This window comes from Youhaiella tibetensis, assembly GCF_008000755.1.
GTDB classification, from domain to species: Bacteria; Pseudomonadota; Alphaproteobacteria; order Rhizobiales; family Devosiaceae; genus Paradevosia; species Paradevosia tibetensis.
On sequence record NZ_CP041690.1, the window covers coordinates 1541977 to 1560707 of the forward strand.

At 64.0% G+C, this 18731-nt stretch carries 5 protein-coding genes; 3 read left to right on the top strand and 2 right to left on the bottom strand.

The window, feature by feature from the left end; all coding sequences use genetic code 11:
* The first annotated feature begins 86 nt into the window (after positions 1 to 86).
* From FNA67_RS07500 to FNA67_RS07510, 3 genes are all read left to right on the top strand, one after another.
* Positions 87 to 14195 carry a DUF5801 repeats-in-toxin domain-containing protein gene (locus FNA67_RS07500; protein ID WP_147655580.1) on the top strand — a complete coding sequence of 4703 codons (14109 nt, stop codon included), beginning with the start codon at positions 87 to 89 and terminating at the stop codon, positions 14193 to 14195.
* Positions 14196 to 14374: 179 nt separating this feature from the next.
* Positions 14375 to 15823, top strand: a complete 1449-nt coding sequence (locus tag FNA67_RS07505; RefSeq protein ID WP_049704603.1) for an APC family permease — start codon at positions 14375 to 14377, stop codon at positions 15821 to 15823.
* A 238-nt stretch (positions 15824 to 16061) separates the two neighbouring features.
* Positions 16062 to 16496 carry an EamA family transporter gene (locus FNA67_RS07510; RefSeq protein ID WP_147655581.1) on the top strand — a complete coding sequence of 145 codons (435 nt, stop codon included), beginning with the start codon at positions 16062 to 16064 and terminating at the stop codon, positions 16494 to 16496.
* Here the strand turns inward: FNA67_RS07510 and FNA67_RS07515 are convergent.
* Entirely contained in the window at positions 16493 to 17005 is a 513-nt protein-coding gene (locus FNA67_RS07515; protein WP_049704605.1) for a flavin reductase, read from the bottom strand. The genes FNA67_RS07510 and FNA67_RS07515 overlap by 4 nt on opposite strands.
* Before the next feature lie 20 nt (positions 17006 to 17025).
* On the bottom strand, positions 17026 to 18561 hold the full coding sequence (locus FNA67_RS07520; RefSeq protein WP_147655582.1) for a 4-hydroxyphenylacetate 3-hydroxylase N-terminal domain-containing protein: 1536 nt from the start codon (positions 18559 to 18561) through the stop codon (positions 17026 to 17028).
* Positions 18562 to 18731 lie beyond the last annotated feature (170 nt).

Consider the following 18731-nt stretch of genomic DNA (forward strand, 5'->3'; position numbering starts at 1 on the left):
GGTGCTTTCGCTTCCTCTCAAGGGGTGCTGATAGCTGTGATTAATCGAGTGTTAATCCGGGTAATCAGCCCTTCGAGGGGGAATTCATGGCTATCAATAACGAGTTCGATCGTTCGGCCAACCGTGAAGTCGTTTCCGACCGCGCAACTTCCGACGATGTGAGTTCTGTTTCGGCCGGCGCAGGGGCGCAAGTGCTGCCCGGCGTCACCCAAGACGTCGCTCCCAGCCCCGAAGTGGTTCTCGTCGCCCAGGCAAGTGTTCCAGCCATGGACGCCGCTCCAGAGCAGGTCGTGGTCGAAATGGCCGAGGGCAACATCGCACGCCTGCCCGAGGGCGCTGACATCAGCCAGCCCCGCCAGAACGGCGCCAACCTCGAATTCGTCCAGCCCGACGGCACCGTCATCGTCATCCCGAACGGGGCGGTGCAGGGGCTTACCCTCTTCATCGGCGCGGTGGAAATCCCGCCGCAGACCGTGGCGCAGCTCTTTGCCGCCAACGGCATCGAGGCGGCAGCCGGTCCCGAAGGCGGGGCCGAAGGATCGCACGGCAATTTCGGCTGGCAGGATCCGGGTGGCATCGGCGATGGCCTGGGCTATGGCGACCTCTTGCCCCCGACCGAACTCTTCCGCGGGCTCCCCGACTTCGAGCAGCTTCTTGGCGTCAACTCCCGTCCGATGTTCGGCGGGTTGCAACTGGTCCTGGGCGGTGTCTCGGACGAAGGCCTGGCCTTCGGCAACCTCGATGAAGCCGGCTCGGACGACACCACCAACTCGGCGACCCTGGAAGGCCAGCTTGCCGTCAACGATCCCGATGGCGATCCGCTCCAGTTCGTGCTGGGCATTCCCGCAATCGCCCTCAAGTCGGGCGGCGTCGACATCGTCTGGGATGCCTCGGGCGAGAATGTCCTGATCGGCCGCGCCGGTGGCGTCGAGATCATTTGCATCACCATCACCGAAGGCCGCACGGCCGATGGCGGTGGCCACTACCTGGTCGAACTCAAGGGCCCGATCGACCACCCGATCGCCAATGTCGAAGACCAGGTGACCCTCAATATCCCGATCACGGTCAGCGACGGGCAGGGTGGTTCGGATACCTCCACCCTCGTCCTTACTATCGAAGACGACAGCCCCATCCTCACCGACGCGCCGGTGGCGACGATCGTCAATGGCGACTTCACCGCGCCGGGCGACTTCACCCAGCAGCACGATTGGGGCGGCGCCGACAATGACGGCGTCACCGGCTGGATCGTCGAGGGGCCGCAGGTCGAGCGCGTCAATGACGGCTACCTGGGCATGCACACCTCCAACGGCGCGCCCATGATCGACATGGCCGCTTCGCCGGGCAACATCACCCTGTCCCAGGAAGTCTCGGGCCTAGTGAATGGCCAGACCTACGCCATCCAGTTCGAGGCGGGCGCTCCGGTTCCGGACAGCGCGGTTCTCGAAGTCTACTGGGGCGGGGAGCTGATCGGCACAATCAATCCGTCCAATGCCATGACGTCCTACAACTACGTCGTCACGGCCACCGGCAATGCCGCGCTCGACAAGCTCACCTTCAAGGAAGTCGGCAATTCGAGCTCGGATCCGGTCGGCAACGGCATTCCCGGAACCCACGGTCTTCACGGCACCTACCTCGCCAATGTCGGGATCGTCGCGGCCGCTATCGTGGATGAAGACGGCCTTGCTGGCGGCAATGCCGGTGGCGTCGGCGACGTCGAGGGCGCCGCGACCCAGGCGACCGGCATTCTCGGTATCAAGTGGGGCGCCGACAATGGCGACCTGCCCGATGTCGAGGGCGTGCAGGATTCGTTCGGCCGCGCCGTCTACTTCACCGATGCCTCGGTCGCCTATAGCGGCGCCTCCGCGCTCACTTCGCTCGGCGAGAACATCGAGTTCCGTCTCGAAAACAACGGCACCCGTCTTGTCGGCTACGTCGCCGGCCATGGCGAGGGCGAAGAGGCCGGCGCCGAGCGCGTCGTCTTCACCGTCTCGCTGTCCGACGATGGCAGCGGCTCGTTCGTCTTCACCCTGCTTGGCCAGCTCGATCACGCCGCAGGCGGCGACGAGAACGACATCACCCTGACGTTCGACTTCACCGCACGCGATTTCGACGGAGACACCGTCGGCGGCAAGTTTGCTGTCGCGGTCGACGACGATAGCCCCGTGCAGCTGACCGGCGAAGAAGCGCCCCATGTCAGCGCCACGGTCCTCGAAGACGGCATTTCCGCCTCCATGGGTGACGCGGGCGACAAGCTCGAAGGCAACCGCGAGAACGGGGAAACCACCTCGAGCGACGAGGCCTCCGGCCTTGCAGGCTCGTTGACGTCCCTGATCAAGGTCGGTGCCGATGGCCCGGCCACCTTCAGCGTCAACTTCGACCTCTCCGGTCTGCCCCACCTCTATTCGCATGGCCAGCCCGTCACCTATTCGGTGCTCGGCAATGTGCTGACCGCCACCGGCGTCACCGGCACGGTCTTCACCCTGAGCGTCAATAGCGACGGCTCCTGGAGCTTCGATCTCGACGGCCAGCTCGACCATGTTGCCGGCAGCGGCGAGAACTTCGCGCTGCGCAGCGGCGAGGGCTCGGTCTCGGCCATCGACTTCTCCTCGATCATCACCGTCACCGATTTCGATGGCGACAAGCTCGTGGGCCTGAGCCCCAACTCGTTCACCATCGCGGTTCAGGACGACGTCCCGGTCGCCACCGGGGCCTCTCTGGTCGCCAACAACCTGATCGTCAACGGCAGCTTCGAGCTGGGTGCACCTCCGGTCAACGGCGAAGGCTGGGCGATCACCGGCGCCGTGCCCGGCTGGACCAATGCCCAGGGCGGCGCTCTGTTCGAAATCCAGCAGGGCAATATCGGCGGGCAGAACCCGCAGGACGGCAACTACAAGGTCGAACTCGACGGTGACCGCGACGGTGGCCTTGAAAACACCAATGCGACCGTCCAGCAGACTATTTCGGGCACCGAAGCCGGCCAGACCTATGTCCTGACCTTCTGGTATTCGCCCCGCCCGGGCTCGGAAGGCTCCAGCGGCATGGAGGTGCGCTTCGGCGGCAACCTCGTTCACGAGATCACGTCCGAGAACGCCGGTTCGGGTTGGCAGAAGATCACCATCGTGGTCACCGCCGATGGTCCGAACGCAGTGCTTTCCTTCACCGGCACCGGTGCTGCCGACGAGTTCGGCGCCTATCTCGACAATGTCAGCCTCTCCCCCATCCAGACTGTGGACGAGAACGACATCTTCAACGTCCTCTCGACCGGCTCGAGCCCGTTCGATGACGCAGACGGCTCCGTCTCCGCGTTTAACCTGCTGGGCCTGGGCTTTGCCGCCAAGGTGACTGGATCGCTAGCAGCTTCGGTGAGCTTTGGCGCGGATGGCCCGGCGGCCAGCAATGCCTTTGCCCTCACCGGCGATGCGGCCTCGACCCTGACCGCCCTCGGTCTCACCTCCAAGGGCGGAGCCATCGTCTTCACCCAGGTCGGCAACGTCGTTTACGGCTATGTCGATAACGGCAACGGCCATGCCGACATCTTCGACCGTCCGGTCATGGCGCTTGCGCTCAACACCGCGACGGGCGATTACGAGTTCCGCCTGTTCGACCAGGTCGACCACGTCGCCGACGCGGTCAATGCCGAGAACACCGGTCTCCAGCACGATGGCGAAGGCGTGCTCAACGCCATCGATTTCGGCTCGATCATCAAGGCGACCGACAGCGACGGCGACAGCATCGTGCTCGACGGCCAGTTGCTGATCTCGATCAAGGACGACGTGCCTTCGCTGGCCGTCACCCTGGACAACACCGTGCGGATCGACGAGACGTCCGGCAAGCAGAATAGCGACGTCACCGACGTTGCCGCCGCTGCCGCAATCAAGCAGTTCTTCGTGGATCATGGCGTGGTGGGGGCCACCGACGTGTCGCTGGGCGCGCCGATCTTCGCGCGCAACGACGTGGTGGACTTCAGCACCGCACCGGGCGCCGACGAGCCGGTCACCGTGACCATGGCGCTCGCGGTCACCGATCCCAACTCCGGGCTCTATACCACCGACGGCAAGGCGATCACGCTCTCGCTCAACGCCCAGGGCGTCGTGGTGGGCACGTTCGACGGCGGCAAGGTCGCCTTCGCGCTCTCGATCGACAACCAGGGCCAGGTGACCATCGCCCAGTACGTCTCGCTCAGGCATGGCGACATCGGCTCGGCTGATGACTCCATCGACCTGACGGGCAAGGTCTCGGCTGTCGTCTCGGCCACCGACTATGACGGCGACACCGTCACCAAGACTGTCGCCATCGGCGACCACATCGCCTTCGACGACGACGGCCCGACCCTCGTCGCCGGTTCGGTCGAAGTGCGCTCGATCTACGAGAACGACATCAATACCCACTGGTCGCACGGCACGAGCCCGAGCGACGGCAATGGCGAAGGCGGGCCCGGCAACGGCTCGTACACCGATAGCTGGAGCGGCGCCGCCTACATCACCGGCTCCCTGGCGAACCTGGTGAACTTCGGCGCCGATGGCGCGGCCAACACCGCCTTCAGCTTCACGACCAACTGGCAGTCCTACCTGACCAGCCTCCACCTGTTCTCCAAGGAGACGGCGCTGCCCGAAAACGGGCAGGAGCTGGTCTATACCCGCTCGGGCAATGTCATCACCGCCTGGGAGCCGGATACCGACGGTTGGCAGGACACCTCCAACCCGGTGTTCCGCCTGACCATCAATGCCGATGGAACCTACAAGTTCGAGCTCTTCGATGAGCTGATCCACAAGGCCGGCAACGGCGAAAACACCGAGCTGCGCTCGGGCAACAACGGCGCCACCATCGACGGCATCGACTTCGGCAAGATCATCCAGGCGACCGATGGGGATGGGGACACCGTCACGCTCGACGGCAAGTTCGTCATCAAGGTCGTGGACGACGTTCCGGTCGCGGACATCGACCTGGGCCGCGCCTCGGTCGTTCACGACGAGTCCTATGGCTCCCAGTACGATGCCGACGACACCACCTCCAATGCCGTCAAGGCCCTGTTCGCCGGCGTCGCCAATGCCGGCCAGGCGCTCGGCTATGCCCGCAGTGACGGCGCCGTCGTCTACAACGACTCCGCCATCGGCGCCGACAGCCCCGCCCTGAGCCAGCAGTTCTCCCTGGCGATCGTCGACGCCGTCTCCGGCCTCAAGCTCACCGATGGCAGCTCGATCACCCTCGTGCAGGAAGGCAACCTCATCGTCGGCCGCGTCGATACCGGCGCGGACGCGGGCAAGGCCGCCTTCGCCATCTCTATCGACCAGTCGGGCTATGTCAGCATCGCCCAGTATCTCTCGCTCGAGCACGACAACACGCACTCGAGCAACGAAACCATCAACCTCGCTGGCAAGATCAACGCAGTCCTGACGGTCACCGATAGCGATGGCGACACAGTCTCGGACTCGATCGGCATCGGCAGCAAGATCGGCTTCCGCGACGATGGTCCGAGCGTGGAGGCACGTGCCTACGGGGAATCCCAGGTTACGCTGACCACGCACGATGCCGCCACGCCCGGCACCGGCAGCGAAACGGTCACCGCCAACTTCGCCAGCCTCTTCAGTGCCCAGATCAACTACGGCGCCGACGGCGCCGGCGGTTCACCAACCTGGACCTATGCCCTCCAGCTCGCCAGCTACAACGGCGTCGACTCGGGGCTGGGGAGCAATGGCAGCGACATCCGCCTGTTCCTCGTCAACGGCGTCATCTACGGCTCGACCACCAGCAACATCAATCATGCGCAATCCCAGGCCGTCTTCAAGATCGAGGTCGATGCCACCGGTACCGTGACGCTCACGCAGTATCGCGAGATCGATCACTCCTACAATCACGACACCGCTTCGCCCTATGACGATCAACTGGCCAGCCTCGCCAACGGGTTCGTCAAGCTCGTGGGGACCGTCACGGTTACCGACGGCGATGGCGACACCGATACCAGCAGCGCCACGATCGACCTTGGCGGCAACATCCGCTTTGCGGACGATGGCCCGTCCGTAGTCGCCGCGGTTGCCGGCGATGGCAACGCCATCCTGACCACCTACGATCACGACACTGTCGGCTATTCGAGCGATGTTGCCTCGTTCAATTTCGGCAACCTGTTCTCGGTGTCGTCCTCTTCGTTCGGCCCCGATGGCCCGGGCAATACGTCCTGGTCCTACGGCCTTTCGATCACCGGTACGCCGGTCAACGGCCGCGTCGACTCCGGTCTCAACAGCGATGGCAACAATATCTACCTCTACAATATCCAGGGGGTGATCTACGGCTCGACCTCGACGTCCGGACAGTCGAGCAGCGTCATCAGCAACGCCGTGTTCAAGATCGTCGTCTCGAGCAATGGCACGGTAACGCTGACCCAGTATGAGGCGATCGACCACGCCAACAACAGCGACACATCTGCGCCCTACGACGATCAGTTCGCCAATCTCGCCAATGGCCTGATCAAGCTGACCGGCACTGTGACCATCACCGATGGCGATGGCGACTCTGCCTCCTCGAGCGCTTCGATCGATCTGGGCGGCAATGTCCGGTTCGCCGACGATGGCCCGTCCGTTTCCCTCAAGGTATCCAGCGACAGCAATGTCGTGCTCAAGACCTACGACGCCGACACGATCGGCGCCGCAAGCGACACGGACACTGCCAACTTCGGAAACCTGTTCTCGATCCAGTCCCCGTCCTACGGTGCGGACGGGCAGGGCGCCACCACGTGGAGCTACGGCTTCAACCTTCTGGGTGGCGACGGCACCGACTCCGGCCAGAAGAGCAATGGCGACACCATCAGGCTCTACCTGATCGACGGGCAGGTCGTCGGCTCGACTGCCGGCTCGCTCGGCGCGGTTTCCACGGCCAATACCATCTTCGCGCTCCAGGTCAGCGGCTCGGGCGTCGTCAAGCTGATCCAGTATGCCGAGATCGACCACTCCGGCGGCAGCTCCTCGAACTACGCCAGCCAGTACGCGAGCCTCGCCAACAACCTGGTCCAGCTCGTCGGCACCGTCACCATCACCGATAGCGACGGCGACAAGGCCAGCGCCAGCAAGTCCATCGACCTGGGCGGCAATGTCCGCTTCTACGACGATGGCCCGGCCGTTTCCGTCTCGGCCACCGACAACAACAGCGTGGTCCTGACCACTCAGGACGCCGATACCATCGGCGCAGCCAGCGACACCGCGGTTTCCACCGCCAACTTCGGCAACGTCTTCCAGGCCAACACCAATTACGGCGCCGACGGCGCCGGTCACGTGGCGTGGAATTTCGGTCTGGGTATCTCCAGCCAGGGCCTGCAGTCCAATCTCGTCGCCAATGGCCTGACCATCCGCCTCTACTCCGACAACGGCGTTGTCTACGGCTCGACCGCCACCAGCGCCGGTGCACGCAATGACGCCAACACCATCTTCAAGGTCGAAGTCGATGCCACCGGCAAGGTGACGCTGACCCAGCTCTCCCAGATCCAACACCCGGTGGGCAGCGACCTGGTCACGCTGGCCGGCAATCTCATCACGCTGACCGGCTCCGCCACGGTGACCGACGGCGACGGCGATACTGCGACACACTCGAAGTCCATCGACCTGGGCGGCAACATTGCCTTCGCCGATGACGGTCCGACCGCCAGCAGCTACGCCGGCGAAACCTTCGCCGAGAACAGCGGCGCCCACGACCTGGGCTCTGCTAACTCCCTGCTTGCGATCGATGCAGGCGCTGATGGCCTCAAGTCGGTGACCTTCGGCGTCGGCAGCCAGGGCGGCTCGCTCTCCATCGATGGGAATGGCCACCTGGTCTATACCCCGCCCGCGAGCGTCTCGAGCACCACGACGGTCACCGAGACCTTCAGCTACACCGTCGAGGACGGTGACGGCGACAAGGTCGTCAAGCAGATCACCTTCGGCGTCAGCGACAGCGGCGTCACCATGGGTGCTGCGCCCACGGCCCTCGTGGTCGATGAGGACGACATCGCCGGCGCCAACGGCAATTCGGGCGGCCCCGGCGACCTCGCACAGACGACGACCGGTCATCTCGCCTATACGCTGGGCGGCGACGCCCTGCAGTCGGTGGCCCTCTCCGTCGCTTCGACGGGCCTGACGACCATTGCCGGGCACAATGTGTCGACGTCCTGGGACGCCGCGACCAAGACCCTCACCGGTTACGGCGCCGACGCCTCCGACGTGGTCTTCACCATCAAGCTGAGCAACGTCACCAACACCGGCGCTGACTACACGATCGAGCTGCTGCAGCCCGTGGTCCATCCGGACCATACCAATTCGGACCCGAACGCCCCGGTCAACTTCGAGGACAATCTCTCGTTTGACGTGCTGGCGACCGTGACCGATGCCGATGGCAGCACCGGCACCGCCACCATTGCGGTGACGATCAACGACGACGCCGTCTACATGAGCGACTATGGCGTCCACCCGACCTTCGACGAAGGCAGCGGCGCTCACGACCTTGGCGTCGCCCAGACTCTGCTCGAATTCAGCGCGGGTGCGGATGGCCAGGCCAGCCTGGTCTTCCATGCCGGCGACAAGGGCGGCACGCTCTCGATCGACCAGAACGGTCACCTGATCTACATGGCGCCCGCCAACATTGCCGGTACCGGGACGGTCGTCGAGACGATCGCCTACACCCTGACCGACAAGGACGGCGACAGCGTCACCCGTTATGCCACCATCAACGTCGCCAATACCGGCGTCACGATGGGCGCCGCCCCGGCGGACCTCGTCATCGACGAGGATGACATCAACGCCACCGGCAATGCCGGCGGCGCGGGAGACGTGTCGGCGACCACCACCACCGGCCATCTCGCCTATACCCTGGGCGTCGATCCGCTGCAGTCGGTCGTGCTCTCGGTTGCAACCACCGGCCTCGTCAAGCTGGACGGCGTCACCGCCATCCAGACTACCTGGGACGACACCACCAAGACGCTCATCGGCTACGGCATCAACCCGAGCGATGTGGTCTTCAAGATCGCGCTCTCCTCGATCGGGACGACCGGTGCCGACTATACGATCACCCTGTTCCAGCCGGTCAGCCACCCCGGCCATGATGCCGACGGCGCCAATGACGGTCCTGAGACGGCCTATGAGGACAATGTCTCGTTCAACGTCCTCGCCACGGTGACCGACATTGGCGGGTCGTCCGGCACGGCCGGCTTTACCGTCACCATCAATGACGACAGCCCGACGGCCGTGAACGACACCGATAGCGTCGCTGCCGGCTCGTTCGCCGCGGCAACGGGCAACGTCATCACCGACTCCGAGGGTGACGGTGGCAAGGATGCCACGGGTGCCGACGGCGCCATGGTCAGCCAGGTGTACAGCGCACATTCGGGCACCACCGAGGTCAACTCAGCCTCCACGGTCGTTGTCGGCGAGTATGGTGTCCTGACCATTTCGTTCGACGGCGCCTACAGCTACGCCCGCAATGCCGGCACCCCCGGCGGCGTCTCGGACGTCTTCACCTACACGCTCAAGGATGGCGACAGCGACACGGCCACGGCCACGCTGACCATCGACATCGGCAATGCCACGCCGACCTTCACCGTTCCGGCGGCGGGCGGCGAGACGACCTCCGTCTACGAAGCCGGCCTTCCGGCACGTGGTCTTGAGCCGGAAGGTACGGGCGAAGCGATCCAGCCCGGCGCCAACGGCGATACCCGCGAAAGCGTCAGCGGCACGATCGCTTTCTCCTCGCCCGATGGTCTCACGCAGGTCAGCCTCAACGGGGTGGCCCTGACCACCTCCCTGACGGTGATCTCGGACACTATCCAGGGCACGCTGAGCGCGATGTACAGCTACGGCGCAAATGGGGAAGGGCAGATCAGCTACGTGTACACCCTCAAGGACAACACTTCGGGTGAGGGCACCAGCGTCAGCTTCGCCGTCGCAGTCGAGGACGCCGACGGGGACACCTCTGCCGCCGGCAACCTGGTGATCAATATCGTCGACGATGCCCCGCAGGCGTTCTCCGACGTGGCTATGTCGGTCCTCGAGACCGCCGGCGCCACCAACGGCACCAACCTGCTCGCCAACGATCACCAGGGCGCGGACGGCGCCACGGTGACGGCGGTGGACTTCGGCCTGGGCCTCGGCTTCCAGGCGATCAGTGCCAGCGGGACGACCACGTTCACCAATGCCAACGGCACCTACACCTTCAAGGCCGACGGCGCCTGGACGTTCGATCCGGTCATCAACGCCAGCAACTCGGACACCACGGGCAGCTTCACCTATCGCATCACCGATGGTGACGGCGACGAGGCGACCGCCAGCCAGGTCGTCAACATCCAGAACGCCAACTCGCTGCCGACAGCAGGTACGACCTCGGCGACCCTGGATGACGACGGGCTTGCCAACGGCAATCCGGGCGGTACCAACGATCTGACCGGCGGTTCCCCGGAATCCGTCGCGACCGGCACCCTGCCGCACGACTACAATGTCGACGGCAAGGCAGCGGCCGACCCGATCAGCTTCTCGACCATGAATGGCACGAGCGGAATGGTCGGCACCGAGCAGGTGACCTATTCGTGGGATGCCGCCACCAATACGCTTACGGCGGCTTCGGGTGCCCGTGGCAGCATCTTCACGGTCAAGGTCGACGGTGGCGTGGACAACGGGAACGGCAACTACACCGTGACCCTTCTCAAGCCCGTTCTCCACGAGCCCGGCCAGGACGAGAACAATGCCCAGGTGTCCCTGACCTACACCGTCAAGGACAGCAACAACGACACGACCAACGGCACGTTCAACCTCACCTTCAACGACGATACCCCGGTTGCACACGGCGAGACCGCCGAAGCGACCGCCGGTGCGGTCCAGAAGGTCGACGCGGTCTTCATCGTGGACGTCTCGGGCAGCATGAACGACGACTACATCAACGTTCCGGGCACGGACCTGAGCAACGACCGTATCGGGCTTGCCCGCTACTCGATGCTTCAGCTCATCAACAACAGCGCCCAGCTCGAGAACATCCTGATCATCCGCTTCGACGGCGCCGGCCGTACCGGCGTCTGGATGAACAAGGCCGATGCCATCGCCTTCATCAACAATGACAGCAACTGGAACCTCGGCAACAACGGCACCAACTACGATGCCGCCCTGTCGACGACCATGAACGCCTTCGACGGTACGCGTCCTTCGGCCGTGTCCCCCGAAACCGCGGTCTATTTCCTCTCGGACGGCGAACCGTCCTCGGGCGGCGGCATCACCAACGACGGCAGCGGTTCGAACGTCTCGATCAACGAGTGGGAGACCTTCGTCTCCGACCCGGCCAACAAGATCGGCGACGTCTTCGCGGTGGGCATTGGTCCGGATGTAAGCGTCTCGGCGCTCTCGCCGGTCTCCTACCCCAATACCGACGCGGACGCGAATGGACGCGAGGACCATGTGATCCTCGTTCCGGACCAGAATGACGTTTCCGGCTTCGTCTCGACCCTCCAGAACGCCATCGGTACGGCGGCCTCTGTGGAAGGCAACGTGCTGTCCAACGACAGCTTCGGCGCCGACGGCGGTTACATCCAGTCGATCACGGTCAACGGCGTCGTCTACACCTTCAACGGCTCCAACAACGTAGCCGAGAGCGGTTCCACGCCGTCCGGCTATGTCGATCACGGCACCTGGATCGAGGTGCCGACGGCGATGGGCGGCAAGCTGACTTTCTACTTCGCCACCACCGGCGCCCATGCGGCCGGCGAATGGAGCTATCTCGCCCCCACCAATGTCGGCGGCGTCGAAACCTTCAACTACGTCCTGCGTGACGGGGATGGAGACACGGCCGGCGCCTCGCTGACCGTCAACGTGACCAAGATCAACGAGCTGCCTACCACCACCAGCGCTGCCGCCTCGGGTGCCGAGAACACCGCCATCGCCGTGCTCCTGACGGGCGCGGATCCGGATGGCACGGTCGCGGCCTTCGTGATCAGCAGCCTGCCGACCAACGGCACGCTGATGTACAACGGCACCGAGCTGCACGTGGGCGACCTCGTGCCGGCCACGGGCAACCAGGCGACCATCCAGTTCGTGCCGAATGCGAACTACTTCGGCTCGCAGACCTTCCAGTTCGCCGCCCAGGACAATTCCGGTGGCGTGGATGCTACCCCTGCGACCGCCACGATCACGGTCAACGACACGCCGCCGGCTCCGGGCATCGACAACATCATCACCAATGCCGGAGTGGGGAACGCCTTCCTCGTGCCCGAATGGGCGATGCTGGCCAACGACACCAATGCCGGCAACCAGACGCTCGACATCACTGCGACCAGCAACAATAACGGCGTCACCACGAACCTCGCCACCAACCCGGGCAATGTCACCATCGTCGACACCAACCCGGCCGGCGGCACGTTCAGCTACACCGTTAGCAACGGCACCACGTCTGCCATCGGCTCGGCCACCGTGTCCCAGGATACGGTCGGCATCATCGACGGCACTTCGGGCAACGACATCATCGTCGCCGGCCCGCAGACGGTGAGCCAGGTCACCAAGATCACCTTCGCCTCGTCCTACGATGCCGGCGACGTGGTCTCGATCTCGGTGAATGGCAAGACGTACAGCTACGAGGTGCCTACCGGCGGCAAGTCTGGTGAGCAGGTTTATGACGCGCTCAGGGGGACCATCGTCGACGGCGTGAGTCTCGGCAACAGCCTCGCGTCGGCCGGCGTGAGCTGGGCAAGCAACCTGACGGACAGCGCCGTCGTACTGAGTGGCAATGCCGGTCAGACGTTCGAGGTGACCAGCGCGATCAGCAACGGGGCACCGAGAGTCTTCACGATCGACTTCGACAAGAACGCAAGCGGCATGAGCAATGGGGAGACGATCTCCATCATCATTGGGTCGACGACCTACACTGCTCAGGAAAGCCTGAGCAGCGGGAAGACGCCGGACCAGTACTTCGACAGTGCTGCGGCGGCTCTGCTGGGCAAGCTTCAGTCGGCTTCGGGCGTCGAGAGCGTCAGCTACGACGCTGCCAACAACAAGTTCACGATCACGACCACATCCGACGTGACCGTCTCGGCAACGTCTGGCGCTTCTTCGAGCCCGACGATCACCAGTGCGCCTGCGGCAACGACGAACCAACCGGCCCCCGCCGTCGAAAACCACATCGGCACGCCGCAGCAGACGACGGTCGCGTTTGCGTCCAGCTATGATGCAGGTGACGTCGTGTCCCTGACGGTCAACGGCGCGACATTCAGCTACACGGTGTCCAATGGCGGCCAGACGGGCGAGCAAGTCTACGATGCGCTCAAAAACGTCGTTGCTGGCTCGCTGACGCTTACACAGGCCCTTGCCGCCGAAGGAGTGACGCTTCCAGCGAACCTTACCGGTAATGCCGTGAAGATGATCGGTTATCCAGGTGACACGTTCTCTGTAACCAGCGGGATCATAAACAGCTTCCTGCACACCGTAGACTTTGCCAACAATCCAAATGACTTCCAAGGTAGCAGTGAGAGGATTACAATCTACATTGGCGAGCATGAATACTCTGCGGGCTACAGCTCCGGCTTCAATGATGGCGGTCGCTTTGATAGCGCTGCCGCAAATCTGGTGACGCAGCTAAATCAGGTGCCAGGAGTCACCGCGAGCTACGCAGCAAATAGCAACACATTCACGATCACGACGACCTTCGCAGCTACGATCACGGGGACCTCGACGTCCTCAAATGCAGGGACCAGCACTGACTCATCGACTGGTGTTGAGCATAGCGCCCCCTCGGTCACCACCATCGCGGCCACCACCGACACGGGCTTCACGCTCGATGGTCATGGCGGCAACGACATCCTGATCGGCAGCGGCGGAGACGACTTCCTCATCGGCGGTGACGGCAACGACATCCTGTTCGGCGGGGCAGGGTTCGATACCCTCACCGGCGGCACCGGTGCCGATACGTTCAAGCTCGGCAACCTCGACGCGGCTGACCTCATCACCGACTACAGTGGTGTTGGTGGCGAGGGCGACAAGATCGACCTCACGGGCCTCTTCAATGCCGGCTCGGGCAACGTCTCCGATTTCGTGCACTACAATGAAACCACCGGCGTGCTCAGCGTCGATACCAACGGCACCTCCGGCGGAGCGAGTTTCGTGGATGTGGCGACCCTTGGCAGTGGCGGCCACCCCGCCGCCAGCACGGTGACCATCATCTTCGAGGATGCCAACGGCATCCACGAGATCACCGCCAACAACGTCTAGCGGCTGTTCGCAGCACCGCGTCGGAATGGCCCGCTTCGGCGGGCCATTTCATTCCCTGATGCTTAACACGTGAAATAAGTTGACAGTGGTTAACGAACCCTGTCAGTCTTCGGATATGCACCATCGGTTCGTATTATGAACCGAAGGGGAGGTGCGTTTCGGTTGAGCAGGAGGGAGCTTTGACCACCAATTCCACTACGGACGGCCAGGCCAACCAGCTGAGGAAAAACAGCCTCGGCGTGGCGGCCGTCACATTTCTCGTCGTTTCGGCAGCCGCGCCGCTGACCGCGGTCGCCGGCGGCGTGCCGCTCAGCATGTTGCTGGGCAATGGAGCGGGCATTCCGGCCACGTTCATTCTCGTCACCGTGCTGCTGTTACTGTTTGCCGTCGGCTATGTCGCCATGTCGCGCCACGTGCGCAATGCCGGGGCCTTCTACGCCTATACGACCCGGGGGCTCGGGGGCGTGGCGGGCGGCGCGGCGGCGATCATCGCCATCGTCAGCTACAATTGCATGCAGATCGGCGTCTTCGGGCTCTTCGGGGCAGCGACATCGGGCCTCCTCGCTGGGTGGGGCATAAACCTGCCCTGGTGGGTGTGGTGCTATGTCGGCATCGCCCTCGTTGCCGTGCTGGGCTACCGCCGCGTAGACATCTCGGCCAAGGTTCTGACTGTCCTCGTGGTTCTCGAATACCTCGTGGTGCTGATCCTCGATTTTGCCATCATCGGGCAGGGCGGGGATAGCGGGCTCAGCCTGGCGCCGTTCACGCCGGCACAGTTCTTCCAGGGCTCGCCTGCCATCGGCATTCTCTTCTGCTTCGCCGCCTTCATCGGCTTTGAAGCCACCACCATCTATTCGGAGGAAGCCAAGGAACCGGTGCGCACCGTGCCGCGCGCGACCTACATTTCCGTGCTGCTGATCGGCGTCTTCTACATGTTCACCTCCTGGCTGATGGCCAACGGGGCGGGCGTGGACAAGCTTGTCGGCGAAATCGGCGGGCTGGCTGATCCGACGACGTTCCTTTTCACGCTCTCGGATCGCTATGTCGGCGGCTGGCTCACCCAGTTGATGAGCATCCTCTTCGTCACCAGCCTCTTTGCCGGTGTCACCGCCTTCCATAACGGGGTTGCCCGCTACATGTATGTCGCCGGCCGTGAAGGCCTGCTGCCTGCCGGCGTCGGGGTAACGCACCGCCAGTTCCAGAGCCCGCATGTCGCTTCGGTCATCCAGACCATCATCGCGGTAGCCGTCATCACACTATTCGCGGTGACCGGCCAGGATCCGGTGCTCAACCTCTTCTCCTGGCTGACCAATGTCGGGACGCTGGGCATTATCGTGCTCATGGCGGCAACGTCCTTCGCGGTCGTCGCCTTCTTCTCGCGCAATGCCGGGCTCGAGCCCAATGCCCTCAAAGCCTGGATCCTGCCAGTCGTCTCGGGCCTGGCTTTTCTGGTGGTGATCTTCCAGATCGTCATCAACTTTGGAAACCTCTCGGGCGCCTCGGGCTTCCTCGGCTGGTTCCTGCCGTCCATCGTGCTGATCGCCGCCATCGTCGGCGCAATCCTGGCGGTGGGCCTAAAGTCCCGCAGCAATGCGGCCTTCGAGGCGCTGGGCAGCGCGCGCTACTGACTTCCCCTCCCAAGGGTCCAAACGGAGGCGGCGACCCAGGCCCGGGCCGCCGCTTTGCTTTTTGTTCCAAGACGCCTTGTGCAACCGCCCGCGCTGCACTATCTACCGCTTGCCTCGATCTTCGCCGATCGAGGTTTTGACCCGGCCGGAGTTTCCACCTCCTGGCCGGGTCATTCATTTTGGACGACTCGTCCGCCTCGGCTAATGTCTTTTCAACGCACCGGGTTGGAGACTGAAGATGGCGGGTACCGGGGAATCCTGGCTTGTCTGGGCACTGCTCTCGGCGACGTTTGCGGCGCTGACGGCCATCTTCGCCAAGGTGGGCATCGAGAACGTCAATTCCGACTTCGCCACCTTCATCCGCACCATCGTCATCCTCTTTGCTGCCGGCGGCATGGTCTACGCCACCGGCCACTGGCAGTCGCCGAGCACGGTGTCGCCGAAGACCTGGCTGTTCCTGCTGCTCTCGGGCCTGGCGACCGCCGCATCCTGGATCTGCTATTTCCGCGCCCTCAAGATCGGCCCGGCCGGGCAGGTTGCGCCCATCGACAAGCTGAGCGTCGTCCTCGTCGCGGTCTTCGCTTTCGCGTTCCTGGGCGAGCGCTATTCGGCGCTCAACTGGGTCGGCATCGCCCTCATCGCTGGCGGCGCAGTGCTCGTAGCGCTGCCCTAGCCGCCGAAGCTGCCGAGCTGGGTCGGCACGTGCACATAGGCGCGGTCCATGTAGAGCAGGGCGTTGCCGTCTGGCCGGTGGCGCACGCTGGTCACCCGGCCGATCATGATGTTGTGCGTTCCCACGCGCTGCACGCTCTCGATCTCGCAGTCGAAGTTGACGATCGCGTCGCTGAGCGCCGGCGTGCCCGAGGCCATCGAGAGCCATTGGGCCGCCGCATAGCGCTCGGTCATGTCCTGCGTGCCGCCGGCGAACTTGCCGGCCAGGTGCATATGCTCGTGCGTGAGCACGTTGACGCAGAAGCGCTGGTTGGCGAGGAAAAGGTCGCACTGGGCCGAGCGACCGTTCATGCAGACGAGCAGGGTCGGGGGCTCGTCGGACACTGAACACATGGCGGTGGCGGTGAAGCCACCACGGCCGGCTGCGCCGTCCGTGGTGATGATGTTGACCGGCGCGCAGACGCGCGCCATGGCATTGCGGAATTCGGTTCTGGTCACGAGGTCGGGCATTTTCTATCCCTCCCCACGCGTCAGTTGGCGAGCGGCGGCAGCCAGGTGTCGCCGGTCCAGCCGTTCTCGTCGTAGTCGCTCATGCAGGTGTCGACGAGCTCTTCCATCTGCTTGAGCCGTCCGCCGCGCTCGGCGCCCTTGAGCACCTGCAGGCGAACTTCCTCGGGCGCCCCGGCATAGTTGAGCTCGTAGAGCGCGTGGCGCCCGCCGAATTCGGTGCCCGTCGCGTCCCAGAGCAGCTTCATGATCTTGATGCGCTCGATATGGCCCATGTCATTGGAGCCGCGGACGTACTGGGCCAGGTACCGGTTGATCTCCGGGTTGTCGAAGTCTCGCGCCGATGACGGCAGGTAGATGAGCCCGGAGGCGATGACCCGGCGGATCGTCTCGATCACGCGCGGATAGGCTTCGGACATGAAGGTGCGGTAGGAGAGCGCCGCCTCGAGGTTGGGCAGCACCGCGCCGTTGGCCCATGGCTGGGGATTGTAGGCCATGGCGTTCGAGAAGCTCCAGAACATGTGCCGGAGCGCAATGACCTCGCCGAGCGCCGCCTGGTTGCCGCGGAAGGCATCGCCGCCCGTGGCGCGCAGCGCCTTGGCAAGCAGCCCGGCCAGGAAATCGAGCTTGACCGCGAAGCGCGTGCAGCCCTGGAAGCAATAGCCGTGCATGAAGCCCGACGCCGGATGGAACGACAGGATCTTCGGCGCGTCGCGCAGCACCAGCACGTCTTCCCAGGGGATGAAGGCATTGTCGAGCACGAGGATGGCGTCGTTCTCGTCGAACCGGGAGGAGAGCGGATAGTCGAAGGGCTGCCCCACGCGATTTGCGGTTTCCTCGTAGGAAACGCGACAGAACATCTTGATTCCCGGCGCGTTCATCGGGACGATAAACATTACCGAAAGCGAGGGATCCTCGGTCACGGTGGCCGAGCTCTGCGCCAGGAAATTGTAATGCGTCAGCGCCGATGACGTCGCCACCACCTTGGCGCCCGACACGTAGATGCCCGCATCGGTCTCCTTGGTGATGTGCACGAACACGTCCTTGACCTGGTCGGCGGGCTTGTGCCGGTCGATGGGCGGGTTGACGATGGCGTGGTTCATGAAGAGCACCGCTTCCTGGGCGCGCTTGTGCCAGGCCTGGGCATTCTCCTTGAAGGGGCCGTACCAGTCGGCGTTGGCGCCCAGCGTATTCATCAGCGCCGCCTTGTAGTCGGCGGTGCGGCCCATCCAGCCATAGGACATGCGAGCCCACTCGGCGATGGCGCCCTGCTGGGCGACCAGTTCGGCGCTGGATTTGGCGACGCGGAAATACTTGTGCGTGTAGCCGTTCGACCCCGTGTCGGTCGGCGAGGTCAGCGTCTCGCGCCTGTTCTGGTCGTGGAGCGCGTCGTAGAGGCGGGCGAGCGAGCGGGCGGAGTTGCGCATCGCCGGGTGGGCGGTGACGTCGGCGACCCGCTCGCCGTTGATATAGACCTCGCGATCGTCGCGCAGGCTGGCCAGGTATTCGGCTCCGGTGAAGGGGCGCGTCTTGTCCGCGCGGAAGTCTTCAGAACGCATTCATATTCCTCCTCTTTGCGTTCATATTAGGCGTCTGATGCCCGGGACGGCATGGACAAAGAGGCAAAATCGCTGGTACTTTTTCCGGTGAAATGAGCCAGTCCGATATTCCAGATTTCTTCGTCTACGGCGAGCCGAGCCGCGCGCTTGATGTCGGCTTCCTACATGTC